The sequence below is a fragment of the Aminobacterium sp. UBA4987 genome (assembly GCF_002396985.1).
Lineage (GTDB): Bacteria > Synergistota > Synergistia > Synergistales > Aminobacteriaceae > Aminobacterium > Aminobacterium colombiense.
On the sequence record NZ_DGZF01000009.1, the window covers coordinates 623,330 to 648,071 of the forward strand.

The 24,742-nt window shown below is 45.2% G+C and carries 21 protein-coding genes; 19 read left to right on the top strand and 2 right to left on the bottom strand.

Annotation, left to right across the window (positions count from 1 at the left end):
* Window position 1 precedes the first annotated feature (1 nt).
* From B2U56_RS07265 to B2U56_RS07285, 5 genes are read left to right on the top strand one after another with little or no spacing between them, the layout of a single operon-like run.
* Entirely contained in the window at window positions 2-538 is a 537-nt protein-coding gene (locus B2U56_RS07265) for a cob(I)yrinic acid a,c-diamide adenosyltransferase (RefSeq protein ID WP_286952993.1), read from the top strand.
* Window positions 539-570: 32 nt separating this feature from the next.
* Window positions 571-3,102 (top strand): cation-translocating P-type ATPase, encoded by a 2,532-nt coding sequence (locus B2U56_RS07270; protein WP_286952994.1) that lies wholly within the window; start codon window positions 571-573, stop codon window positions 3,100-3,102.
* A gap of 8 nt (window positions 3,103-3,110) precedes the next feature.
* Entirely contained in the window at window positions 3,111-4,169 is a 1,059-nt protein-coding gene (gene mnmA / locus B2U56_RS07275; protein WP_286952995.1) for a tRNA 2-thiouridine(34) synthase MnmA, read from the top strand.
* On the top strand, window positions 4,160-6,601 hold the full coding sequence (locus B2U56_RS07280) for a Lon protease family protein (protein ID WP_286952997.1): 2,442 nt from the start codon (window positions 4,160-4,162) through the stop codon (window positions 6,599-6,601). Before mnmA ends, B2U56_RS07280 begins: the two co-directional genes overlap by 10 nt.
* Before the next feature lie 13 nt (window positions 6,602-6,614).
* On the top strand, window positions 6,615-7,316 hold the full coding sequence (locus B2U56_RS07285) for an endonuclease III domain-containing protein (protein WP_286952999.1): 702 nt from the start codon (window positions 6,615-6,617) through the stop codon (window positions 7,314-7,316).
* 16 nt (window positions 7,317-7,332) lie between these two features.
* On the opposite strand, the gene B2U56_RS07290 is transcribed toward B2U56_RS07285, so the two are convergent.
* Window positions 7,333-7,644 (bottom strand): YerC/YecD family TrpR-related protein, encoded by a 312-nt coding sequence (locus tag B2U56_RS07290; protein WP_286953001.1) that lies wholly within the window; start codon window positions 7,642-7,644, stop codon window positions 7,333-7,335.
* 18 nt (window positions 7,645-7,662) lie between these two features.
* Complete coding sequence (locus B2U56_RS07295) at window positions 7,663-8,700, bottom strand: pyridoxal phosphate-dependent aminotransferase (protein ID WP_286953002.1); 1,038 nt, start codon at window positions 8,698-8,700, stop codon at window positions 7,663-7,665.
* A 319-nt stretch (window positions 8,701-9,019) separates the two neighbouring features.
* On the opposite strand from B2U56_RS07295, the gene efp reads away from it, so the two are divergent.
* The 14 genes from efp (at window position 9,020) to miaA (ending at window position 24,722) form a co-directional block, all read left to right on the top strand.
* Window positions 9,020-9,592, top strand: coding sequence for an elongation factor P (gene efp / locus B2U56_RS07300; protein ID WP_013048425.1), 573 nt, complete (start codon window positions 9,020-9,022; stop codon window positions 9,590-9,592).
* A 19-nt stretch (window positions 9,593-9,611) separates the two neighbouring features.
* Window positions 9,612-10,031, top strand: coding sequence for a CD1247 N-terminal domain-containing protein (locus tag B2U56_RS07305; RefSeq protein ID WP_013048424.1), 420 nt, complete (start codon window positions 9,612-9,614; stop codon window positions 10,029-10,031).
* Between the two features lie 20 nt (window positions 10,032-10,051).
* Window positions 10,052-10,597, top strand: coding sequence for an Asp23/Gls24 family envelope stress response protein (locus B2U56_RS07310; RefSeq protein ID WP_286953003.1), 546 nt, complete (start codon window positions 10,052-10,054; stop codon window positions 10,595-10,597).
* Window positions 10,598-10,670: 73 nt separating this feature from the next.
* The gene (locus B2U56_RS07315) at window positions 10,671-11,159 is read left to right on the top strand and encodes a hypothetical protein (protein WP_286953004.1); all 489 of its coding nucleotides are present in this window, start codon (window positions 10,671-10,673) and stop codon (window positions 11,157-11,159) included.
* Window positions 11,160-11,639: a transcription antitermination factor NusB gene (gene nusB, locus B2U56_RS07320; RefSeq protein ID WP_333593308.1), complete on the top strand. Its 480-nt coding sequence runs from the start codon at window positions 11,160-11,162 to the stop codon at window positions 11,637-11,639.
* The gene (gene xseA / locus B2U56_RS07325) at window positions 11,605-12,861 is read left to right on the top strand and encodes an exodeoxyribonuclease VII large subunit (RefSeq protein WP_286953005.1); all 1,257 of its coding nucleotides are present in this window, start codon (window positions 11,605-11,607) and stop codon (window positions 12,859-12,861) included. The genes nusB and xseA overlap by 35 nt, the downstream gene beginning before the upstream one ends.
* Window positions 12,833-13,837: an S-methyl-5-thioribose-1-phosphate isomerase gene (mtnA, locus tag B2U56_RS07330; protein WP_286953006.1), complete on the top strand. Its 1,005-nt coding sequence runs from the start codon at window positions 12,833-12,835 to the stop codon at window positions 13,835-13,837. Before xseA ends, mtnA begins: the two co-directional genes overlap by 29 nt.
* A gap of 23 nt (window positions 13,838-13,860) precedes the next feature.
* The gene (locus B2U56_RS07335) at window positions 13,861-15,102 is read left to right on the top strand and encodes an adenosylhomocysteinase (protein ID WP_286953007.1); all 1,242 of its coding nucleotides are present in this window, start codon (window positions 13,861-13,863) and stop codon (window positions 15,100-15,102) included.
* Between the two features lie 3 nt (window positions 15,103-15,105).
* Window positions 15,106-16,389 carry an amidohydrolase gene (locus B2U56_RS07340; protein ID WP_286953008.1) on the top strand — a complete coding sequence of 428 codons (1,284 nt, stop codon included), beginning with the start codon at window positions 15,106-15,108 and terminating at the stop codon, window positions 16,387-16,389.
* 25 nt (window positions 16,390-16,414) lie between these two features.
* Window positions 16,415-19,060 carry an alanine--tRNA ligase gene (alaS, locus tag B2U56_RS07345; protein WP_286953010.1) on the top strand — a complete coding sequence of 882 codons (2,646 nt, stop codon included), beginning with the start codon at window positions 16,415-16,417 and terminating at the stop codon, window positions 19,058-19,060.
* Window positions 19,038-19,478, top strand: coding sequence for a Holliday junction resolvase RuvX (gene ruvX, locus B2U56_RS07350; RefSeq protein ID WP_286953011.1), 441 nt, complete (start codon window positions 19,038-19,040; stop codon window positions 19,476-19,478). Before alaS ends, ruvX begins: the two co-directional genes overlap by 23 nt.
* Before the next feature lie 27 nt (window positions 19,479-19,505).
* Window positions 19,506-22,058: a DNA mismatch repair protein MutS gene (mutS, locus tag B2U56_RS07355; RefSeq protein WP_414631801.1), complete on the top strand. Its 2,553-nt coding sequence runs from the start codon at window positions 19,506-19,508 to the stop codon at window positions 22,056-22,058.
* Window positions 22,045-23,766 (top strand): DNA mismatch repair endonuclease MutL, encoded by a 1,722-nt coding sequence (gene mutL / locus B2U56_RS07360; RefSeq protein ID WP_286953013.1) that lies wholly within the window; start codon window positions 22,045-22,047, stop codon window positions 23,764-23,766. Before mutS ends, mutL begins: the two co-directional genes overlap by 14 nt.
* Window positions 23,763-24,722, top strand: a complete 960-nt coding sequence (gene miaA, locus B2U56_RS07365; protein WP_286953014.1) for a tRNA (adenosine(37)-N6)-dimethylallyltransferase MiaA — start codon at window positions 23,763-23,765, stop codon at window positions 24,720-24,722. Before mutL ends, miaA begins: the two co-directional genes overlap by 4 nt.
* Window positions 24,723-24,742: the final 20 nt, after the last annotated feature.

Here is a 24,742-nt window from a genome sequence, read left to right on the forward strand (position 1 = left end):
AATGGGTAAAAATACAGAGGTCAGGCGCTTTGTTCAGGTCTATATGGGCGATGGGAAAGGAAAGACCACTGCTGCTCTAGGACTAGCAATAAGAGCTGCGGGATGGAACATGAAAGTCGGGATCATCCAATTTATGAAGGGCTGGCCCCAATATGGAGAGCTTGCCAGTTTAGCCCGCTTCCCAGAGATACAATTGGTTCAGACAGGCCGCCCTGATTTTGTTAAAAAGGGCGCCCCTTTGCAAATTGATATAGAAGAAGCTCAACGAGGGCTCGAACTGGCAAAAAAATGGATTGAAAAAGGACTTTTTGATATTGTTATTTTAGATGAAATAAACGTTGCCCTTGACTACGAACTAGTCGAACTGGATCAAGTAATAGACCTTCTTAAAAAGCGCCCTTCCTTTGTGGAAGTGGTGTTGACAGGACGGAATCCACCAGTAGCCTTGCTGGAATATGCTGATCTGATAACTGAAATGAAAGAAATTCGCCATCCTTTTCAGAAGGGGATAACGGGTCGACGGGGCATTGAATACTAAGGGGCTTGGGATGGAGAAAGGAAGGCAGTCATATGAATAGGAATCCTCACGCTGCATCAGTGGAGCATCTTATGAACGAACTCGGGACCCTTCCCGAGGGGGGGCTAAACGACAGGCAGGCCGCACTGGCCCTGGAAAAGTACGGTGCGAATGTACTGGAAGAAACGGAAACCGTTCCATGGTGGAAAATTTTATTACGGCAGTTTACCACATCTATGGTCTATCTTCTGACAGCGGCTGCCATTATCAGTTTTGTGATGAAAGAAACTCTCGATGGAAGTGCAATAGTTGTGGTAATCATTATTAATGGGGTTATTGGTTTTCTTACAGAATACAGGGCAGAACGGGCTTTGCAAGCTTTGAAAGCCATGACATCTCCCCATTGCCGTGTGTTGAGGAATGGCCGGCCCGCATTGATCCAGTCGAAGGACGTGGTTCCTGGTGACATTTTAATTCTGGAAGCTGGAGATGTGATTCCGGCAGACGGACGTCTTTTTAAAATATCTAACTTTATGGTGAACGAAGCAGCCCTGACAGGGGAATCCATGCCCAGCGAAAAAATAACAGAAACTTTGGCATATGAAACATTGCTTCCTGATCGAAAGAATTGCGTATACGCTGGGACGAGCGTTGTTAAAGGCACTGCCCGAGCTCTGGTCTTCAATACTGGCATGGATAGCGAAATAGGGCGAATTGGGAAAATGCTGCAGCATGTGGACGCTCAGTCTACACCCTTAGAAGAACGTCTGGCAAAATTCAGTCAATTCCTTATCTGGGCAACCCTTGCTATAGCGGCAATCATTGTAGGGATAGGCATCTTTCAGGGGCGAGGTTTTGTTTCTATGCTTGAAACCGGCATTGCTCTAGCAGTAGCGGCAGTTCCAGAAGGTCTTCCCTTTGTTGCCACCATGACCCTGGCCCTCGGCGTTCATAGAATGGCCAAAATCAATGCACTGGTACGGAATCTTGCATCGGTAGAGACCCTGGGTTCCACCACAGTAATCTGTACAGATAAAACGGGCACCCTCACTATGAATAACATGACAGTTCGAACGGCAGAGCTTGTCCATCCTTTGGCAAGTTCTCTTTTTCTTCGAACAGCGGTACTCTGTAACGATGCTGTTCTTTCAAAGGACGAAGGAATTGGCGACCCTATGGAAGTAGCTCTTTTGCGCTATGCGGGAGAGGACATCGTGTCTTTACGAAAAAGCTTTCCTCGGATAAAGGAAGAACCCTTCGATTCCCAAACTATGAGAATGGTTACATGGCATGAGAATGGGGTCGCAGTGAAAGGGGCTCCAGAGCGGATACTGAATGATTCCAGCGCTATCTGGTCTGAAGAAGGTGCGATCCCCCTCACCGAAGAATCGCGGGAGAAATGGTATACCAAGGTAAGGGAGCTTGCTTCAAAAGGAATGCGTACCATAGCGATGGCTTGGGGGTCCTCATTGGAAGACCTTGTTTTTTTAGGAGTGGCGGGAATAGATGATCCCCCTAGAGAAGAAGTGCCCGAAGCAGTAGCTCTGTGTCATAAGGCCGGCATACACGTTATTATGATAACGGGAGACCATCGTGTTACCGCGGAAGCCATAGCTCAGGAGATTGGTATATTAAAAGATACCCACAAGACGTCTCTGACAGGTGCAGATCTCGAAAGGATGTCGGAAGATGAAATTGCAGCCCAGGCTGGTCAAGTGGCAGTTGTGGCAAGAGTTGCGCCTGAGCATAAGCTAAAAATAGTGAAGGGGCTTCAAAAAGCGGGAGAAGTTGTTGCCATGACAGGTGACGGAGTGAACGATGCCGTAGCGTTGAAGCAGGCGGATGTTGGGATTGCCATGGGCATTCAGGGAACGGAAGTGAGCAAGGAGGCATCTGACATCATTCTGCAGGACGATCGTTTCAATACTATAGTGGAAGCTGTAAAAGAAGGTCGCCGCATTTTTGATAATATTCGAAAAGCCATACTCTTTTTACTTTGCTGCAACATGAGCGAGGTCTTGACAGTCTTCATCAGCATTACAATGAAACTGCCGGCTATACTCATTCCCCTTCAGATACTCTGGATCAATCTAGTAACAGATGTTTTGCCAGCCCTCGCTCTTTCTCTAGATTCTGCAGAGCCGGGCATTATGGACCGTAAGCCTAAAAGCAGAGATGAAGGTATAATTACAGGAACCCACAAGATATTGATTCTTTTCTATAGTGTGGTTATCACTTCTGGTGTTTTTGCGGCGTATTATTGGTCTCTCTGGTATCATAAAGGAGATTTTGTAAGGGCAACAGAGATCAGTTTCCATACTTTGGTTCTGGCTCAGCTCTTTTTTGTCGTAAGTGTGCGGAAGCAGAGCCTTTTCAGATACCCATCGCAATTATGGCAGAATCTGTGGCTCTTGTGTGGAATAGCTTTATCCATATCACTTCAAATTAGTATTACGTACATTCCTCTTTTTCAGGAGGTATTAAGGATTGTCCCCCTTCAACTGGAAGAGTGGGGGATAGTTTTCTGTGCGGCGCTGCTTCCAACTTTAATTGCTCAGTTGCGTAAGTTCATTACAGAATTCTAGGTGGGAAAATGAAGAAAAAGATTCTTGTAGGGATGAGTGGCGGTCTTGATAGCGCGGTCGCATCTCTTCTTTTAAAAAAACAGGGGTATGAGATAGAGGGAATTTTTCTCACCCTTTCAGGAGCAGATGAAAGCGTTGCTGAAAGACAGGCCGCAGATCTGGCCCAGAAACTTGACATAAAATTCGAAGTTTACGATGGCCGGGAACTCTTTCAAAAAGATGTGTTAACGAAACTTCTTTCTGCTTATGAGAAGGGAATGACGCCCAATCCATGTATTCTTTGTAACCCTTCTGTCAAGTTTAAACTCTTGTTTTTTCTTGCAGAGCAAAAAGCTATCCCATACGTTGCTACAGGTCATTATGCCCGTATAGCGGAGGGAGAAAACGGGCCTGCCATAGCACGCGGAGTTGACGAAAGAAAAGACCAAAGTTACATGTTGTATCGCCTTCCTCAGGAGTGGTTGGGTTCTATTGTTTTTCCCCTTGGTGATCTTCGCAAGGAGGAAGTTCGGGAGATAGCCAGGTCGTCTTTGCCAGGGTGGGTGGTCCAGAAAAAGGAGAGTCAGGATGTTTGTTTTGCGCCGGAAGGTCTTGGCGATTTTTTAAATTTTCATTTGAGTGATAAGAAGACATGCCAGCCGGGCAGTATTATGGATGAAAGCGGCAAAGAAATCGGAACTCACAACGGGCTGTGGCGTTACACCATTGGGCAGCGGAAAGGTTTAGGTTTGCCCGGCGGTCCCTGGTTTGTAGTTTCTAAAAATATAGTTCATAATATTTTGCATGTCTCACGTAAAAAGGAGCTTTCTTCTTTGCGTATTTGGTGTGAAGCGCCCGTGATGTATAGCTATTTAACTGAAGGAGCTTTTTACATGGCTGAGCATAGATACAGAACTAGCCCCTTCCCTGTAATGATAGAAAGAGTGACGGAACAGGCCATGGTGGTTAGAGGAGTGGAATTTTGTCCAGTTGTAGCTCCAGGACAATCCCTCGTTCTGTATAATAAAGACGTTGTTTGTGGCGGAGGAATTATTATCTCATCGGAGGAGGTGTCCCCGTGTCAGTAATCAATGAAAATAAACTACCTTTAGAGAAACTGAGGAAAAGAACCGATATTAGCGCCCTTTCCTTTAAAACAACAGATGATATAGAATGTCTGGAAAAATTTATTGGACAAGAGAGGGCAGTGCAAGCTATTTCCTTTGGTTTGTCTGTAGAAAGTAAAGGTTATAACATCTTTGTTCTCGGAAATCCAGGGAGTGGCCGCACGAGCTACTCTCTTCAGCGACTTCATGAAAGTGCCAAAGAGAAACCAGCGCCAGATGACTGGATCTACGCATATAATTTTAGTGACCCCAGTCGACCGCTGGCCATCAATTTACCAGCGGGAAAAGGAAAGGAAATGGGATCTGCCTTCGAGGAACTGCTGAGTGAGCTTAAATTAGCGATCAGTAAAGCCTTCGAGAAGAGCCAGTATGAAGATGCCAAAGCCCAGCTTGTAAAGAACTTTCAGGAGCAGGTCAATGGGCTTATGGAAGAAGTGCGGGCCTGGGCAGGAGAGAAAGGCTTCGCTCTTAAACGAACTCCTCAGGGCTTTGTCAATATTCCTATGATCGAAGAAACTACGGAATCAGGGGATGTGTCTAAAAGAGAATTGCAGCAGGAGGAATTTGAATCTCTCTCTGAAGAGAAACAGAAGGAATTGCAGGGAAAATCAGAAGAGATCTCTCAAAGGACTCTCGACACCCTGCGTAAAATCCGTGATCTTGAAAAAGCCTTAAAAGAAGAGATTGGCAAACTCGAAGCGGAAATTTGCCGTTCCGCTATTACCCCCTACCTGCAGGATGTTAAAGAAAAGTATGGAACCACTGAGATCCTCTGCAAGTGGATCGATGCCCTGGCCGAAGATATTATCAGCAACTTCAATATATTCGTTGCGGCAGCAAAAGACGAATCAACGGAAATAGACTTCAGCCGGTACACCATAAATGTCTTCGTAGCCAATGACCCTGAAAACGGCGTGCCTGTGATTTGGGAAACCAACCCCACTTATTATAATCTGACAGGGAAAGTGGAGTATGAAAGCCGTCAGGGCTATCTTTACACTGACTTTCATAAGATTGTATCTGGCGCCTTCCAGAAGGCAAATGGCGGATATCTCGTGCTTGATGCTGAAAAGGTACTTCTCAACTTCATGTCCTGGGAAGCGTTGAAGCGTGCTCTTAGAACAGGAGAAGCTACCATTGAAAACCTTGGGGAACAGTATGGGGCAATTCCCATTTCCTCTCTTCGACCTCAGCCTATCCCTATTAACGTTAAGGTTGTTATGGTGGGAACGCCCTATCTCTACGCTTTGCTGCAATATTACGATCCCGAGTTCCTTAAGATGTTTAAGATCAAGGCCGAATTTGATAGGGATATGCCGCGTACTTTTGAATCAGAGCAGCAGATGGCCCAATTTATCTGCGGCTTCGTACGTAATGAGGGGAAAATACCATTCACTGTGAAAGCGGTTGCGGAGGTCATAGAATGGGCAGGTCGCCTTGCAGAGCATCAGAATCGTGTAACAACGGAATTCAATAAGATAATAGAGGTGATTGTAGAAGCCACGGCATGGGCTCTTTCCGAGAATGCAACTCTAGTTGAAGATCGTCACGTTTATAAGGCCATAGAAGAAAAAAGATTTCGAAGCAACCTTATTCAGGAGCGTATCCAGAGAGCCTATGAAGAGGGAGTTATCAACATCCAGACGGAAGGCGCCCTAGTAGGGCAGATCAACGGACTTTCTGTTATCGATCTGAGGGATTACGCTTTCGGTCACCCCTCGCGGATCACGTCAAATGTCTACATGGGGCAGGAAGGCATTGTAAATATTGAGCGAGAAGTGAAATTAACGGGGCCTATCCATAATAAGGGGCTAATGATTCTTACCAGCTACCTTGGAAGGAAATATGCTCAGGACATGCCTCTTTCCCTCTCAGCTCGTATAGCTTTTGAGCAGACCTACGGTGAGATCGAGGGGGACAGCGCATCCTCTACCGAGCTATACTGCCTGCTTTCAGCTCTCTCCGGCCTCCCGCTGCGACAGGATATAGCGGTGACAGGCTCTGTGGACCAGTTTGGGAATGTGCAGGCCATAGGGGGAGTAAATGAGAAAATAGAAGGATTCTACAGGTACTGTGAGCATCGTGGCCTGACGGGAACTCAGGGGGTCATGATCCCGGCGCCCAATACTATTCACTTAATGTTAAGCCAGAATGTGCTGGATGCCGTTGAAAAGGGTCAATTCCATATCTGGGCAGTGGAAACTATTGACCAGGGGGTAGAGATCCTTACAGGTAAACCGGCAGGAGTGCCTGACGAAAAGTGTACATATCCTGAGGATTCTGTGCATGGTCTTGTGAAAAAGCAGCTTGTTACGTGGATGGAAGAAGCTGCGAAGCTGAAGAAGAAATATGGTGCGTCATCAGAGAATGAGAAAGACGCCTCAAAAGCTTAACCGGGGGAGCCCATTGAAGGAAAAAGTTTGTAAATCTCTCCCAAATTCGTTTCATGTCGTTAAAGTTTTAGATCGTCTTGAACTTTGCTGGAATATGGAGAAAAATCCTCCGGATCTTCGCCATGAAGAGCCTTTGGATGGGCTCATATTAACCCTTCTGTCCCAGAATACGAACGATAGGAACAGAGACAGGGCTTACGAGAGTTTAAGACAACTATACCCAACGTGGGAAGAAGTTGCACAGGCTGATACTGAACTAATAAAAGAAGCCATTCGGGTCGCAGGTCTATCTGATATCAAGTCGAAAAGAATAAAAGAAATCCTTGTAGCGATACAAGACACATTTGGCAGTTACTCCATAAAAGAGCTTCGAAAGCGTGGCCGCGAACAGGCAAGGGCTTTCCTTTTTAAATTGCCTGGAGTGGGGGCAAAAACTGTGGCATGTGTGCTGCTATTTGATCTCGGGTATCCTGCTTTCCCAGTAGACACCCATATCCACCGATTTTCTAAGAGGATTGGCTGGGCCCATGATCGTTGTAAACCAGAAGAAATAGAAGGAATGTTAGAGCAGGTAGTTCCAGAAGAGCGTTACCTGGGTGGCCACATTAATATCATTACCCACGGAAGAAATATCTGTCTCGCAAGGCAGCCCCGATGCGATAAATGTTCAGTAAACGACTTATGTGCTTTTGTAATAAATGGAGAAGTGCAATAGGCGGCCTTCTGGCCGCCTATGCCTCTTCTTTTGTTTCCTCGGATTTTTTGAGGTTTCCCAAGACAGCGCGATATCCGTCTGCTCCATACTCGAGAAACTTTTTTACTCGGCTTATGGTTGCAGTGCTCGCTCCGGTTTGTTGCGCAATTTGAGGATAGGTGTATCCTTCGTCGAGAAGTCTAGCCACTTCAAGACGTTGTGCCAAGGCACGTATTTCCCCAATGGTAGCTACGTCTTCGAGAAACCCATACATTTCATCAACAGAGTTTAACGAGAGCAGCGCTTCGCAAAGTTGATCTGTTAACCGATCTTTCCACTTTTCTGACATATACTCCTTACCTCCTCGTTATTCAAAACGTTTTGATAGTCGAGAAAGGCAATCTAGCACCTTTTCCATCTCGCTGGAGAGGCCAATTGAAACTCGAATCCAACTATCATCTTCATGGGATATCTTGAAAAACTTGACTGCTACATTGTTTTCTTCAAAAAACCGCTGCAAAAACTTTTTCTCTTCAGGAATATGAAGCAACACGAAGTTAGCTTCACTCGGATAAATTTTAAGCCATGGGAATCGTGAACATTGATCAATAAAAGAGTCTCTGATTTTTATAAGTTCCATCTTTCGATTTTCAAATAATTGGGGATACTTCAGAACTATTTGAACTATAGCAGCAGTAAGCTGATTGATGTTAAAAGGGCTTTTTATAGTATTTAGAGCGTGGGCTACTGTGGGATCACAGATGCCGTAGCCAAAACGAATACCTGCCAGCCCCCATGCTTTGGAGAGAGTTTTAAGAATTACAGTATTCGGAGACATTTCTTTCGTCTGGAGGGATTGCAAAAAGGTTTTCTGAGCAAATTCCCCATAAGCTTCATCAATCACTGTAATTCCCTCGTTGTTTTCTATAACCTCTCTAAGGAAGTGTTGCGGCAGATTTTTACCGGTGGGGTTATTGGGTGAATCTATAAGGACTAGGGCCGGTCTTTCACTTTTGACCTTCTCTAAGAAAAGGCCTGTGTCAAAAGAGCAATCCTTATCGCCCATATCGATGGGCACTGTTACATGACGGGCATGAAAGACCTTGCATAAGTGGGCATATTCTGAAAAAGAAGGAGAAAAAGAAAGAATGGTCGCGTTTGGCCTTGCGTATGCGGCAAACAGAAGCCAGAGAACCTCGTCTCCACCGTTTCCCAAAATATAGTTTTTAGGTGAAAAACCTGTTAATATTCGCAGTGACTCCTTAATTTCTCCATACGATGCGTCGGGATATCTATTTATTTCTGTATGTACAAGAGCAGAAAAGATTTCCTTTTGAATAAAATCTGGAATGGAAAAGGGATTCTCGTTTTTATCGAGACGGATCATTTGTTTGAAAGACGACATCTTAAGACCCCGCTTCTTTGCAGCTTTATCTAATTAAAGGATAAAACTCTTAATTTATAACGCAGTCTATCATGGTGATAAATACCTGTCAACAGATGGGCATAGGCGCGAAATGCATGCAATGCATAATAAATTCCATGGATAAATTATTTAGGTGATGTGGCATAATATACATAAGAAGAGCTATCATAGCAAATACTTATAAAAAAGCGGCTTTAACAGAAAGTGTCACTTCTACACTTTGCATCTATAGCGTTTATGCTGTATCCTTACTGCATGTGTATAACAAGCTCTGATATTACTAGGAGGTAAGAAATGCATGAGTCAAGTTATTGACACCAGTGATTTTTATTCGGGCATAAAAGTGAAGTGGCAAGATGGAATATGGGAAATAATAGATTACCAGCATCATAAAATGGGCCGCGGTGGAGCTGTTATTCGCACAAAACTTAGAAATGTCGAAACAGGTTCTTCTGTAGAGACGACATTCCGTTCCGGAGAAAAATTTGAAAGAGTCATTTATGACGAGAAGGCAGCGCAGTTTCTTTACCAGGAAGGTGACAGCTATGTTTTCATGGATATGGGAACCTATGACCAGCTCTATATCCATAAAGATGTGCTCGGGGATGCAATTAATTACCTGACTGACAACCTGGAAGTACAGATTGAGTATTTTGAAGAACGAGTAATGGGAATCGATCTCCCCAAAAGCGTGGAGTTGCAAGTTATAGATACTCCTCCTGGATACAAGGGGGATACTGTTTCCAGCGGAGGGAAACCGGCAACACTGGAAACAGGAATAACAATTACAGTGCCAATTTTTATAAACATTGGAGACACAGTGGTTGTTGATACCCGTTCTGGAGAATATCTCGAACGGGCTAAAAAATGAGAATCTGGGAGGGCAAACTATGAGCGCAAAAGAAAAGATAGCATATCTGAAGGGCTTGTTGGCTGGGCTTAACATGAAGGATGAAACTGCAGCTAAAGCGTTTAGCTCGGTTACTGAAGCTCTTGAAGCTCTTGCAGATGAAATTGAAGAGCATGCAGCACTAATTGAAGAGCAGCAGGATCTTTATGAAGAGCTTGAAGACGATTTCTCTCTTCTTGACGAGGACCTTGATACTTTAGAACGATCCTTTGCAGAGTTCATGGGTGAAGATTTTGAAGAAACCGACGAAGAAGAGAATGAATTCGATGAAGCCTATGAGTCTGTAGCATGTCCGAAATGCGGACATGTTTTTTACTACCAGCCGGAAATGTATGAAGAAGGCGAAGCTCTTCAATGCCCTGACTGTGGAGAGACCTTTGCCCAACCAGCTGAGGAGTAAGCTAAAAAGGAGGGTTAGTGATGGATGAAGTTCATAATACCCTGGACTTGGAATCTCAGAAGCAAGAAAAAGAACCAGAAGGAGCAATAGAAGAACAGACAATGGCTGATGAAGAGCGTTCTGTTCAGGGGAGCGTTCATATTGCAGAAGATGTCATCACTGAACTAGCCCGAAAAACGTTATCTCTTGTCCCTGGGGTGCAACCGGCAAATCCAGGGCTAGCCTCTAAATTAGGGTTAGTAGGACGCAAAGCTATTGACGGGATAAAGGTTTCTGTTGAAGAGAACGTAACTCCACCCCTTATAACTGTGGATGTGTTCGTACTGGTAAAATACGGACTTCGTATTCCTGATGTGGCTTGGGATCTTCAGGAGGCAGTAAAAAACAATCTCGAACAGTATACTGGCTATGCAGTGAAAGCTGTCAATGTCAACGTGCAGGGAATATTTATTAATGATCGCCCGGCAGAGAATGTTGTTACCGATACAGAAAAACTAGCTTCAGATAAGATTCCTGCCAAAGAAGATTTTACTTCAGGAATTGATGTTGACGCTGAGCCTAAATAGAATTAGTTCTTACTATAAGATTGACAGGCCGGCCATTGAGGCCGGCCTGTCTTAATCCCGGGGGTGGTTAAAAGTGTATCTTTTTTGGAAAAGTACAGCCCTTGGAAGTCTCAGTCTTTCTAGGGAAGGGATAACAGAATTTATAAATTCGTTGCTTTTGCCTTCCTATGCATGTAAAGAAGTAGCCCTTTCCAGAGCAGAGAATTCGTTGTATATTGTTTTATCGTTGCCTCATCCCCATAATACTCTCGAAGTTAAGATGCTAGAGGAGAAAATATCAGCGTCTTGTAATGAAATGGGATTAGGCACCCATATTTCGTGGACTGAAGAAAAGCAGCCCATAGAACCTAGGATTTTTCCAGAAATCTTAAAAACCCCCTTGTCATGGACTGTGGGAGCAGCGGGGTTAACGGCCCTTATCCATATGCGCATAAGAGGTGTTCTGTGGACAATAGTAGTGGGCGCGCTGACTTTTGTGATAGCTCGATTCCTTCTTTCTGAAAATGGGCAGATTTTGTTGCACCGATGCATCGATCGTGTTAAACAGATTATTAGGAGGTAAATGTTGACTAAGAACATCCTTCCTCAAAAAAGACGCAGGTCTCGTGAAATAGCGATACAGATTTTATATGCCCTCGATATTCGCAATAGTGAAAAGGTGAATGAAATGTTCTCACTCTATCCATTTGAAGATGAGGAGCCAGATGTTGTTTCTTATGCTTCTCTTCTTGTTAAAGGAGTGTGGGAATCGCGCTTTGAAATTGATACCCTTATACGCAAACATGTAGTAGGGTGGAGGCCTGAGCGAATGGTGGCCGTTGATCGCGCCGCCCTTCGTCTCGCTATTTATGAAGGGATTATAAAACAGATGATCCCTGTACCTGTGGCCATCTCTGAAGCCGTGGAGCTGGCGAAAACCTTTGGAACAGACGAGTCAGGCCGATTTGTTAATGGAGTACTCGGCAAAATTGTACGTGCTCTTTCACCATCGGTAAAGGATGAGGAAAATGCAGGGGACAAACCTTCCAAAACTCTCAGTTGACGAGGTAACGAAGCGCATTCAAGGACTATTTTTTTCTGATCCGGAACTACAGAACCTTATAGTTGTGGGCGAAATTGTTGAAATTAAAAAACATACAAGCGGCCATGTTTATTTTACTTTGTCAGGTGATGAAGGGCGGTTATCATGTGTTCTTTTCAAGAATGATGCTGCTCGTATTCCTGAGTGGCCCCGAAAAGGGGATGAAGTGTGGGCGGAAGGCCGCATTGGTGTGTATCCTCCCAGGGGGAGCTATCAGCTCTACGTACGCCGCCTTACCCCTCAAGGAATAGGAGCTGCGGCTCGTGCCAGGGAAGAATTGCGCTTGAGGCTTGATAAAGAGGGGCTTTTTGACCCTCGCTTAAAAAGAAAACTTCCCGCTTATCCTCAGAAAGTGGCAGTAATCACCTCCTCGACAGGGGCTGCTATAAAAGATGTGCTGAAGGTGTCACGTAATCGTTTCCCCCAATGTACTATTGTGATTGTCCCTTGTCTCGTTCAGGGTTACGATGCACCGGAAGAAATATTTTCTGCCTTCGTGCAGATCAGGCCTCTCATAGATGTTGACGCAGTGATGCTTGTGAGGGGAGGGGGAAGTCGCGATGATCTCAACCCTTTCGATGACGAAAGGGTTATCCGCGCCATACGATCATGTCCTATCCCAGTGATAACTGGAGTAGGACATGAAACAGACACGACCTTAAGCGATTTGGCTGCTGATGTCGCTGCTTCTACACCTTCAGCAGCGGCAGAGCGTCTTTTCCCCGACCACATAGACCTCATTCGTCACGTAGATTTTTTCTCATCTTCTTTGTCTAGAACCATGCAGACGGATATTAGAAAGAAAAAAGATAACCTCGCTCATTTCCAACAGCTCATGTTTACTTACTCTTCCAGAACGGTGGAAAGAGGGGCTAAAATCCTCCAGGAAAATAAAAGACATATGGATCTTCTAATGAAAACCCTCCTGGAAGGGAGAAAACAGGCACTATCATCTGTAGCAGGCGCACTTAATGCCCTTTCTCCCTTATCCATCCTTGGAAGAGGATTTATAAGCTGTACAAAGGAAGAAGGAGAAGTGGTAACTTCTGTAGATCAGCTTGAGATTCGGGAAAAACTCATTCTTTCCTTTATAGATGGACGATCAAATGTGCGGGTAGAAAAGATAACAAAAACTGGAGAAAAGGACGAAGACCATGCTGCCTTGTCCGGTCTGCTGGGATAACCAAGAAAAAAACCTCTGCGTTTTAGACCAGAGGCTTCTTCCCTGGGAAGTGTCTTTTATATTTTGCAACACTTGTGAAGATGTGGCGCAAGCAATAGAAAGCCTGGCAGTTCGCGGTGCCCCGGCCATAGGAGTTGCGGCAGCCTATGGGGTGGCACTTGGGGCACGAAAGGGAAAGTTAGAAGTAGAAAGAGCCATAGAAAGGCTTTCCAGAACGAGACCAACTGCTGTAAATCTATTCTGGGCTCTGGATCGAATGTCACAAATTGCGGCGGGAACAGAAGAAGAGAAACTCTTTTCGTGTTTGCTTAATGAAGCCCACGCCATTCGGGAAGAAGATATTGCTATAAATCGTCAGATCGGCACTTTGGGTCAGAGCCTTCTTCCCAGGGATGGCATAGTTTTAACTCACTGCAATGCCGGTTCTCTTGCCACTGCAGGTTATGGTACAGCATTGGGAGTAATTCGTGCAGCACGGGAACATGGTAAAAATATAAAGGTCTATGCTGATGAAACCCGTCCGGTCTTTCAAGGGGCTCGCCTTACCGCATGGGAACTGCTTGAGGAGGGGTTTGATGTTACTGTAATATGTGACAATATGGCAGGTGCTCTTATGCAAAAACAGGCTGTTGCCGCTGTTTTGGTAGGAGCCGATAGAATTGCATTGAATGGTGATACAGCTAATAAAATTGGCACTTATTCCCTCGCTATTCTGGCCCGCTATCACTCAGTGCCCTTTTATGTGGTTGCGCCAACGTCGACCATAGATAAGGAGGCCTGCGAGGGGTCTTGCATTGAAATTGAAGAAAGGGACGGCAGCGAGGTGCGGGAGCCTGCCGGCCATCCTCTGATCCCAGAGTCATTCCCTGTTTGGAACCCGGCCTTCGATGTAACCCCACATACACTAATACAAGCAATCGTCACAGAAAAAGGGGTTCTGACTCCGCCCTTTCTTGAAAAGATCATTGATATATAAATTTTTTAGGGAGGAAATACCCCATGGAAAACCGCATTGCAGATGTGAACCTTGCACCAGCAGGGATGAAAAAGATTACATGGGCATGGCAATTTATGCCAGTGCTTCGAACCCTTTCCAAGGACTACGTTCCTAAGGCTCCTTTACATGGACTGAAACTGGCGGCATGCCTGCATCTCGAAGCAAAGACAGCATGTTTGCTTATAACTCTTCATAAACTCGGGGCAGAGGTCTGGGCTGCAGGGAGTAATCCCCTTTCAACCCAGGATGATGTCTGTGCTGCCCTCGTGGAAAAGGGGGTTCACGTTTTTAGCCATTATGGAATGTCAACAAAAGAATATTATGATAACCTACGTTCAGTTCTTAGAATTGCCCCTGATATTATTATCGATGACGGAGCTGATCTCGTAGCTACTCTTCATACAGAATTCCCTCAGCTCATTTCTTTGGTGCGGGGAGGTTCTGAAGAGACAACTACCGGCGTTAAGCGTCTCAAGGCCATGGAGGAAGACGGCACACTAAAATTTCCCATGATTGCCGTAAATGATGCCTACAGCAAGTATCTTTTCGACAATCGCTACGGGACAGGGCAATCGGTGATGGATGGCCTTATGCGTACCACCAATATGCTCATTGCCGGCAAAAGGGTTGTTGTGGCAGGGTATGGATGGTGCGGCAGGGGGGTAGCCATGCGGGCACAGAGCATGGGGGCCTCTGTTATTGTCGTGGAAGTAGATCCTCACCGTGCCTTTGAAGCTCTGATGGATGGCCATCAGGTTATGAACATGGAAGAAGCAGCCTCCCTTGGGGACATTTTCCTAACCCTTACAGGGAATACACAGGTTATCAGAAAAGAGCATTTTCAGCACATGAAAAGTGGTGCGATTCTTGCCAATGCAGGCCACTTCGATGTGGAGATAAGTAAGCGCGACCTCTCAGAAATGGCTCGTTCCATTGAATCTACCAGGCAGAACATTGAAACCTATGAACTGCACGATGGGCGGTTTCTTCATCTTTTAGGAGAAGGACGTCTTGTGAATCTGGCTTGTGCAGACGGACATCCCATAGAAATCATGGACCTGAGCTTCGCCCTTCAACTTGAGTCCGCACTTCATATTTCTCGCATCTCCCTTCCTGCCGGAGTGCACCCAGTTCCTGAAGAAATAGACAGGAGTGTCATGGAAGTAAAGTTGGCGTCTCTTGGCATTTCGCTGGAAAAGTTAACTGAGGAGCAAGAGCTTTATATGAAAAGCTGGGAGGAATAATGAATGTCAACCTACCTCTTTCAAAACACATACATTTACGATGGACAAATGGAACGAGGCCTGCGCTGCGATGTGCTCGTAGAGAATGGGGTAATTTCTAAAATAGAAGCTCCTAACACCATCGACGATGGCCATGTCTCCCTTATTGACTGTAACGGGGAAAAACTACTTCTTCCCGGTTTTGTTAATGGTCACACCCATGCGGCCATGTCCCTTTTACGGGGACTTGGCGAAGAAACGCCTTTGATGTCGTGGTTGAAAGAACAGATTTGGCCAGTGGAAGCCCGCCTTACACCGGAATATATTTATTGGGGAACGGCATTGGCCCTTTTAGAAATGGCTTCCTGCGGGGTAACATGTTTTGGCGATATGTATTTTGAAATGGATCAGGTGGCTCAAGTTTCTTTGGCCATGGGAATGAAATGCGCTCTTTCCAGAGGCCTCATCGGTGAAGATCAGAAGAGGATCGATGAGAACCTGAAACTTATCGATGATTGGCATGGAAAGAAAGGACTTCTCTCTGTGCAGCTAGGTCCCCATGCTCCCTATACTGTCCCCATGAATGCCATGAAAAAAATAAGTGAGCTGGCTTTAGAAAGGAACGTAGGAATCCACACCCATTTTCTTGAAACTGAATGGGAACGGCAGTATCTGAGAGACGAACTTAATTGTAAACCAGTGGAATATCTGGAAAAGACAGGATTGCTTAATACTCCAAGAACCATACTTGCCCACGGAGTATGGTTCTTGCCAGAGGAACTTCCATTGTTAAAAGATTCCAATATAACCATAGTTCATAATCCTAATAGCAATTTAAAATTGGGAAGCGGCATTATGCCTCTTCCTGAAATGATCGATCAGGGTATTTCTGTTTCCCTCGGCACGGATGGCGCCGCCAGCAACAACCGGCTCGATATATGGGAAGAAATGCGTCATGGGGCCCTTATTCATAAAGGTGTTCGCCATGACCCTACAATAATAAAAGCGAAACAAATTTTGACCATGGCAACTTTGAATGGAGCGCGTGGACTGGGCTTTGAAAAAACGGGACTTATCCGCGAAACTTGGGATGCAGACCTCGTTCTCATCGATCTTGATCGCCCTCACTATCTCGGCTTTGACGTAGAGAACCTTCCCGTATATATTGTTTACGCAGGCTCTTCTACCGATGTTGAAGCGACAATGGTAAAAGGGCAGTGGGTTTATTTTAATGGGGAATTCCCCAGTGTGGATCGAGAAGAAATTTTGAAACAAGCGGCTCAGGCAAGAAAAGCTTTAATCTCTTGAGAGTTGAGAAAGAAGGGGAAAATATATGCGTTGGCGAACAGGAAAAGAAATACGTTCTCTTTTCATTGATTTTTGGGAATCGAAGGGAAGCAAGCATTATCCGAGTTTCTCCTTAATTCCTAATGATCCTTCTTTACTTTTTACCATTGCGGGGATGGTTCCTTTCAAACCATACTATCTTGGTATTCAACAGCCGGAATTTACACGAGCGGTGACATCTCAGAAGTGTGTACGGACAAATGATATCGAAAATGTAGGGCGAACCGCTCGTCATCATACTTTTTTCGAAATGCTTGGTAATTTCAGTTGGGGTGATTATTTTAAAAAAGAAGCTATAACGTGGGGCTGGGAGTTTCTGACGGAAGTGATAGGACTCGAACCTGAGCGGCTATACGCAACGATCTATAAAGATGACGCAGAAGCATATTCTGTGTGGAGGAACGAGGTTGGCCTCCCGGAAAATAAGATCTATCGTTTCGACAAGGATGAAAATTTCTGGTTTATGGGAAACACCGGTCCTTGCGGCCCCTGTTCCGAAATCATTTATGATCAGGGCCCGGAATTTTCCTGCGGCAAGCCTACTTGTGACGTTGGCTGTAATTGTGACCGCTATCTTGAGATTTGGAACCTTGTTTTTACCCAATTTGATCTTCAGGAAGACGGCACCCTGGTTCCACTCCCGAAAAAGAACATTGATACCGGAATGGGGCTAGAACGTTTAACATCCATAGTGCAGCGCGTACGTACCGATTTTGAAACTGATCTCTTTAAACCGCTCATAGATCATATTTGCGCCATGACAGGTGTGACCTACGGTTCTTCTCCATCTCATAACCTTGCGGTACGGGTCATAGCCGACCATATCCGCTCTGTTGCCTTCATGATTGCCGATGGCATTTTGCCAGCGAACGATGGACGAGGCTACGTGCTGCGCCGACTTATCAGGAGGGCAGCTCGTTATGGAAAGCTTATTGGTCTTGACCGGCCATTTCTTCTCGAACTCTTCCCCGACGTGTTAGATCTCATGGCCGATCCCTACAGGGAGCTTCTTGATAACCGCCCCATGATAGAACAGATTGTGAGCATGGAGGAAAAACGCTTTGGAAGAACTCTCCAACAAGGAACAGAACTTATAGAGCAGGAAATTTCCAGACTGAGGCTACGTCATATAGACGCTCTTTCGGGAACAATTGCCTTTGAACTATACGATACCTACGGATTTCCTCTTGAACTCACAACTGAAATCTGTGCTGAAAATGACATTAAAGTGGATGAAGCAGGATTTCACGTAGAAATGGAGAAACAGAGAGAGCGGGCTCGGGCTTCAAGCAAACAATTAAGCAGCGAAATGAAAGGTGATGTTTACTCTCGAATTGCTGCTGAAAAGGGACAAACTTCCTTTGAGGGCTATGTGCTTTCTGAATTGGACACAGAAGTTGTAGCTCTTATAAAAGATGGACAGCTTGTTGATTTTCTTTCTGAAGGTGAAAGCGGAGAGGCAGTATTAAAAGTATCTCCATTCTACGCTGAACGGGGCGGAGAGATTGGGGATCAGGGGCTTCTTTCCGCAGCGGGCGTTAAGGTTTGTGTAACTGACACCACAGCCGAAACAGCTGATCTTATTGTTCATAGAGTAACAGTTCTTGAAGGCGTCCTTACAGAAGGTCTTGCCGTCCATGCTTCTGTTGATAAAGAGAAAAGAGAATCCATACGAAGAAACCATACAGCAACCCACCTTCTTCATGAAGCTTTGTCACAGGTTCTTGGAAGCCATGTTCGTCAGGCGGGTTCCCTTGTAAACGAAGCCTTGCTTCGCTTCGATTTTACCCATTTCGAATCCATGACAAGAGAACAGATTGCAGCTGTGGAAGATATGGTCAATAGGCAAATCCTCAAGAACATTCCTCTTGAAACAATAGAAAGCGACCTTGAACAGGCAAGAGAGATGGGAGCGAAAGCTCTCTTTGATGAGAAATACGGAGATGTTGTACGGGTTGTACGTATAAAAGATTTCTCTACTGAATTATGCGGCGGCCTCCACGTGGATGCCACTGGCGATATTGGTGCCTTCAAGATCATAAAAGAAGAGGGCATTGGATCTGGAACCAGGAGGATTACCGCATTGACTGGACTTAATGCCTTCCGTACCTTCCAAAGCTCTTTTAGAGTAGTAGAAGAACTCTGCTGTGTTCTGACATCAACCCCAGAGGAACTGGTTTACTATGTTGAGAATATGCAGGCGGAAATAAAGGGATTAGGCAGAAAGATCGACGAGCTTAAACTGAACAATCTTGCAGCAGCCATAGATGAATCAGTGAAAAAAGAAATTCTGTCCAACGGAACGTCCATTTTCCAGGGGAGCTTTAAGGGTGTTTCAGCTGACATGCTGCGTGAACTTTGCGATCGTATCAAGGTAAAAAACAAGAACATAGTTATTGTATTAGCAAGCCAGATCTCAGAAGAAAATGTCTTGATCGTTGCCATGGCTGATGACGAAGCCATGAAGGCGGGGGCCCATGCCGGGAAAATCGTAAAAGAAGTAGCGGTTATTCTAGGCGGCGGCGGCGGCGGTAAGCCTGCTATAGCTCAGGCCGGCGGCAAAAAACCTGAGAAAATAGACGAGGCCTTTCATGCTTTGCGAGGGATCGTTGAAAAACAGATGGGAGCGTGACATGGGCCGAATTCTTGCCCTTGATATTGGCGAAAAAAGGATAGGAATGGCTGTTTCCGATCCCCTGGGGTGTTTTGCCCAGGGGGTCGGTTTCATCCCCATGAATAAGGAATGGCTTTTAAAACTAGACGAAAATCTCGTTTCTCTAAATGTAGAGATGCTGTTAATCGGCAACCCCCTCCGCACTAATGGAACAGCTGGCCCTGAAACCGATAAGATAAAAAACATTGCGGCAGAACTGAAAATAAGATATCCTCATATTTCTATAGTATTATGGGACGAGAGGTTCACAACAGCCATAGCTCAACAGGTGCTTCTCGAAGGGAATGTGTCACGAAAAAAAAGAAAAGAAAAGGTGGATCAGCTTGCAGCGGCCCTGATTCTTCAGAATTATCTTGACCATACGAGAGGTGTTTAGCTTTTGATACTTCCTCCCAATGTAAAAATGACCCCCATGCTTTCTCAATATGTGGAATGGAAGAAGAAATACCCTGATTGTCTTCTATTCTTTCGGATGGGGGATTTTTATGAAATGTTTTTTGAAGATGCACAGAAGGCATCTGAAATACTCGATATAGCCTTGACGAGCAGAGACCCTTCCAAGAGTATTCCTATGGCTGGCGTTCCGTTCCATGCAGTGGACAATTACCTTGGAAAACTTGTTAAAGCAGGTTATAAAGTAGCTATTTGTGAGCAGGTAAGCGTCCCAGACGGAAAAAGCCTTGTAGACCGCAGGGTTATTCGCATTGTAACTCCCGGAACCTATGTCCCTGAAGAGGCAGGGGAAGAGGGACGTCTAGCCTCGATAAACCTCTTAAATGATGACACTATCGCTTTAGCCATGCTTTCTGTAAATACTGGATGCCTCGAGGCAGGAGTATTGAAGAAAGAAGAGGCTCTGTCACTTATTACCGGTTTTAATCCAGGAGAGGTTCTTATTCCAGATACGATCAAAAGAGAGGATCTTCCTGTGGAACTGCAAAACTTTTTTATCCTCCAAAGAACAAAAGAGCAGTTTACCCCTGACGGGGCTGCCCGCTGGCTGTGCAAGATCTTTAATGTTCCTGCTTTATCGGTTTTTGGCCTTGAAGAAGGGGCTTTTGATACAGGGTGTGCGGGAGCGGTTCTTCATTACCTTGAAGAAACCCAGTTTGGGGCTATACAGCATGTGACGCGAATATATCCCTTGCGCGAGAAACATTTTTTACATCTTGATGTCGCCTCTCAACAGAATCTGGAACTTGTCAGCGGCGATGGCCCTACTTTATATTCAGTGCTGAATAAATGTAAAAATCCAATGGGGCGGAGGCTTCTCAGGGAGTGGATACTTCGCCCTCTTCTTGATCAAGATGCAATCAACAAGAGACAGAACAGTGTTGAATTTCTTGTACAGGATCCTGTTGTGCGGCAAAAACTTCAAAATTTGCTGGGGGAATGTCGAGACATAGAACGGGCATCTTCCAGGCTGAGCCTTGGCACAGGAAATCCCAGGGACCTGGCAGCCATTCGTGACACTTTGCTTCTTATACCTCTTGTTTATGGGTATTGTAAATCTTCACCACTGGAAAAGTTCATATCATCCGATAACAGTTTGGAAACACTCTCCACCCTGCTGGCTTCTGCCCTGTGCGATGAAGTTCCTCGCCATTTGCATAATGGGGACGTAATTCGCACCGGTTTTAATAGCGAGCTCGATTCGTGGAGAGAATTGCGGGAGCATGGCGACCAGTGGCTTGATCAATATTTGGGAAAAGAGAAAGCCAAAACGGATATTCCCAAACTGAAAGTGGGAAGTAATAAGATTTTCGGCTACTATTTAGAAATCGGCAAAGGCAACCTTGACAAGGTGCCGGAAAATTACATTCGCAAACAGACCTTGGTTTCGGCTGAACGTTTTATCACTCCTGAACTTAAGGAGTTTGAAGAAAAAATGGCAGCATCTGAGCAGGAAATAGCGAGCTTAGAATCGAAGATCTACGCAGATCTTGTTCAGCACACCTTGGAACATGTACAAAAAATACAAGATGGGGCTGCTATGCTCAGCTGTATTGATGTTCTTGCTTCACTTGCTCAGGTTGCCTGGGAGCGGAACTATATCCGCCCACAAATAAATAACGGTCTGAGTCTGAAAATAGAAGGCGGCCGCCATCCAGTCATAGAAGCCACATTTCTAGATCTGCCATTTGTTCCCAACGATATCGTTCTTGATGGGGACGAAGAGAGGATAGCCTTGATTACCGGCCCAAACATGGCAGGCAAGTCTACCTATTTGCGAATGGCCGCATTGCTTGTCATCATGGCTCAGATGGGGGCATTTATCCCAGCTGCCGAGGCCTCCATGGGATTGATGGACAGGGTCTTTACCCGTATAGGGGCTCGTGACGAGCTCTCTCGCGGTAACAGCACATTTATGGTGGAAATGATAGAAACAGCTAATATACTCCACAATGTAACGGATAGAAGCATTGTGGTGCTGGATGAAATCGGGCGTGGCACTTCTACCTATGATGGGATGAGCATCGCGTGGGCTGTACTTGAATATCTTGATCATGGGTGCGGCTCCAAGCCGAAAGTTCTTTTTGCCACCCATTACCATGAGCTTGTGGCGTTGGAAGATCATCTTAATGGTCTTAAAAATTTGAGTATGGCCGTTCATGAAGGAGAAAGGGGCATCTCATTCTTGTATAAAGTAGTTGATGGGCCAGCTGACCGTTCATATGGCATTGAGGTTGCCCGTTTGGCCGGCATTCCTCCAGCAGTGCTGAAAAGGGCCTTCCATTTGCTCGAAACCTTTGAGCGCGCCGATGAGGTAAAGCCATCGGGCGAAGTTATGGAAGCATCCCAGCAAATACAGCTTTTCCCTGTTTCAAGTCAGGCTATAATAGAGGAGCTTGCGGCAATTGACCCCAACAAAATGACTCCCTTCAGGGCGTTAGAGATGATGTATAAAATCACTGATCAATGCAGAGAGGAGCTGCAGTCTCATGGCAATACTTAAACTTCCCCGTGAAGTTGCTCTCAAAATAGCGGCTGGGGAAGTTGTGGAACGCCCAGTGTCGGTAGTGAAGGAAGCTCTGGAAAACTCTCTTGACGCCCATTCGTCTCGCATCCTGGTAACTTTAACTGAAGGGGGAAAGTCCTCCATCGTTGTTGAAGATAATGGTAACGGCATCCTATGGCAAGAAATGCCCCTGGTTATTACCCGATATGCTACTAGCAAAATAGCAACTGTTAATGACCTGAGCAATATTAAGACATTAGGATATCGTGGTGAAGCTATTGCCAGTATTGCCGCTGTGAGCAGAATAGACCTTCGAAGCAAAGCTAAAGGAGCCGCCGAAGGAGGACTTCTAAAGGCGGAGGGGGGCAGTATTGTCTGTCATGAACAGCTGCCATGGAAAGAAGGGACCCGCCTGCAGGTGGATGACCTTTTTTTCAATTTCCCGGCACGTAAGAAATTTCTGCGAAGCAACCTTTCCGAATTGAGGAAAATATCTGCGTTAATGCGAGACTTTGGAGCAGCCTACCCTGCAGTGTTATTCAGTCTCTATCATAATGGCAATAAAATATTTGAAACTCAGGGCACTGGGGATCGTGCCGCCGTTCTTCGTTCATTATGGGGGGCCTCTCCTGAAACTCGGTCCACAACAGTCTCATGCGGATCAATAAAGCTTGAGTGCTGGTGGCAGTCCACTCCTGGACGCCAAAAAAACATAATTACCTCCTTTGTTAACGGAAGAATTGTATCTGACCCGTTGATACGTGGAGCGGCTTCTGCAGCCTGTAAGGATTTTTCTGGAAATTGGATGTTCTTTTTTACTCTTCCCCCGGAACTTGTGGATGTTAATATCCATCCGGCAAAGGCGGAAGTACGTTTTAGATATCCTGCCGAAATTTTTGAGGCGGTCAAAGCGGCGAGTCTGGATTTGCAGAACAGGCCGACCAGGCTCTCTTTCCCTTCTTTTTGGAAAGGGAAAGAACTGAAGGAATTTGTTGCGCCTCATTTACATCAACAAGCACTTCTGCAACGAGAAGAAGGACAGGATCTATTTTCCAGAGTTTCATCCCCGGAACTTTTAGAAGAAGTGAAAATTGAAAGTTGGGGGGAAAAAAGTGTCTTTTCCCCAGATGAGTCAAAGATATTTTTCATAGCTCAAATGGCTGCAGGATACCTTCTGTTTGAGAAAAACGGGCAGCTCATTATTATGGATCCTCATGCGGCTCACGAGCGCATAGAATATGAAAAAGTCTTATCCAGAATGAAATCTGAGCAATTTCCATCTCAAAAGTTGAATCCGCCGCTTCTCATCCCACCAACTCTTGCCTCTGAAGTTGAGGAGTATGGAGTGGAGTTGGAAAAGGCAGGTTTTATTTTTGAAATTGAAGAAGGACAAAGCATGCTTTCTGCTTCCCCCGCTCTTCCCATTGAAGGAAGAGAGGGACCTCTTTTCCTCTTAAGGACGGCAATTTTGACATGGAATGAAACTGGTTCCCGAGCTATTGATGATGTGATTTGGAAAAAATGGGCTACAATTGCCTGCAAACGAGCGGTAAAACTTGCAACCCATTGCAATGCTGCAGAAGCATTACACCTTTATGCAGCACTGCAATTCTGTGAAAATCCTTCTGTTTGCCCCCACGGCCGGCCGACAACACTCGTACTAGATAAATATGAAATCGAACAATTTTTCGGGAGGGAAAAATGATGAAGGGAAAGCTGCCAATTCTTGCTATTATTGGCCCCACAGCAGTGGGGAAAACCAAATTAAGCTTAGAAATAGCAGAAACGTTAAAGGCCGAGGTTATCTCTGTGGATTCAAGACAAGTCTATCGATATATGGATGTGGGTACTGATAAAGTAACCTTCCAGACAAGGCAGCATATTTTACATCATATGCTTGATGTGGTGGATCCTGACGAAGTTTTTTCTGCTGCAGATTTTGTGGACAAAAGCATGGCGGCGATTGAGCGAATCATGAATCGGGGAAAAATTCCCCTTTTTGTGGGAGGGACACCTTTTTATTATCATGCGCTTTTTGAAGGAGTTCTGACGAAAGACCTTCCTAGGGATAGAAAACTCACTGATGAACTTGAAAAGTTTGCATCAGAACATGGAAACCAGGCTCTTCATGACCAACTGAGCGCAATTGATCCGAAAAGAGCTTCACAGCTTCATGTTAACGATGTGCGTCGTGTAAGCCGGGCTATTGAAATTTACAAGCTGACAGGACAAAATGCTACATGGTGGTATTCCTCCGAAGAAAAAAGAAAGGGATATTATGATGTGCTTTATTTAGGGCTGAATCGGGCTAGACTACTTCTTTTCGACGCTATAGAGAAACGTGTCCGTCAACAGTTCGATGGTGGCTTTATAGAAGAAGTGGAATGGCTTTTACATCATGGTTTTGATGAGCGGTTTCCATCTATGCAGGGTTTTGGATATAAGGAAATATCACTTTATCTTCGTGGGAAATTAACGAAAGAAGAAGCTGTCGAAGGAGATATAAGTGCAACTAAAAAGTTTTGCAGAAGACAAATGACCTGGTTTAAAAAGTTTTTGCCAACTCTGTGGTATGATATTTCTGCTTACAATGAAGATGATTTGAAGCGAAATGTTTTAGAAGCCTGTTTAAGGCATCTTGAAAGGGGCAACGAAATCTGAAGCAAATAATAGTTGCTGAC

Coding starts and splice junctions, on each gene's coding strand:
- B2U56_RS07305 (WP_013048424.1), top strand. CDS start 9,612: ATGAGCGCAAAAGAAAAGATAGCATATCTGAAGGGCTTGTTGGCTGGG.
- xseA (WP_286953005.1), top strand. CDS start 11,605: ATGCAGGGGACAAACCTTCCAAAACTCTCAGTTGACGAGGTAACGAAG.
- mtnA (WP_286953006.1), top strand. CDS start 12,833: ATGCTGCCTTGTCCGGTCTGCTGGGATAACCAAGAAAAAAACCTCTGC.
- B2U56_RS07335 (WP_286953007.1), top strand. CDS start 13,861: ATGGAAAACCGCATTGCAGATGTGAACCTTGCACCAGCAGGGATGAAA.
- nusB (WP_333593308.1), top strand. CDS start 11,160: ATGTTGACTAAGAACATCCTTCCTCAAAAAAGACGCAGGTCTCGTGAA.
- alaS (WP_286953010.1), top strand. CDS start 16,415: ATGCGTTGGCGAACAGGAAAAGAAATACGTTCTCTTTTCATTGATTTT.
- B2U56_RS07290 (WP_286953001.1), bottom strand. CDS start 7,644: ATGTCAGAAAAGTGGAAAGATCGGTTAACAGATCAACTTTGCGAAGCG.
- B2U56_RS07270 (WP_286952994.1), top strand. CDS start 571: ATGAATAGGAATCCTCACGCTGCATCAGTGGAGCATCTTATGAACGAA.
- B2U56_RS07265 (WP_286952993.1), top strand. CDS start 2: ATGGGTAAAAATACAGAGGTCAGGCGCTTTGTTCAGGTCTATATGGGC.
- mutS (WP_414631801.1), top strand. CDS start 19,506: ATGACCCCCATGCTTTCTCAATATGTGGAATGGAAGAAGAAATACCCT.
- B2U56_RS07295 (WP_286953002.1), bottom strand. CDS start 8,700: ATGTCGTCTTTCAAACAAATGATCCGTCTCGATAAAAACGAGAATCCC.
- B2U56_RS07310 (WP_286953003.1), top strand. CDS start 10,052: ATGGATGAAGTTCATAATACCCTGGACTTGGAATCTCAGAAGCAAGAA.
- miaA (WP_286953014.1), top strand. CDS start 23,763: ATGATGAAGGGAAAGCTGCCAATTCTTGCTATTATTGGCCCCACAGCA.
- efp (WP_013048425.1), top strand. CDS start 9,020: ATGAGTCAAGTTATTGACACCAGTGATTTTTATTCGGGCATAAAAGTG.
- mnmA (WP_286952995.1), top strand. CDS start 3,111: ATGAAGAAAAAGATTCTTGTAGGGATGAGTGGCGGTCTTGATAGCGCG.
- mutL (WP_286953013.1), top strand. CDS start 22,045: ATGGCAATACTTAAACTTCCCCGTGAAGTTGCTCTCAAAATAGCGGCT.
- B2U56_RS07340 (WP_286953008.1), top strand. CDS start 15,106: ATGTCAACCTACCTCTTTCAAAACACATACATTTACGATGGACAAATG.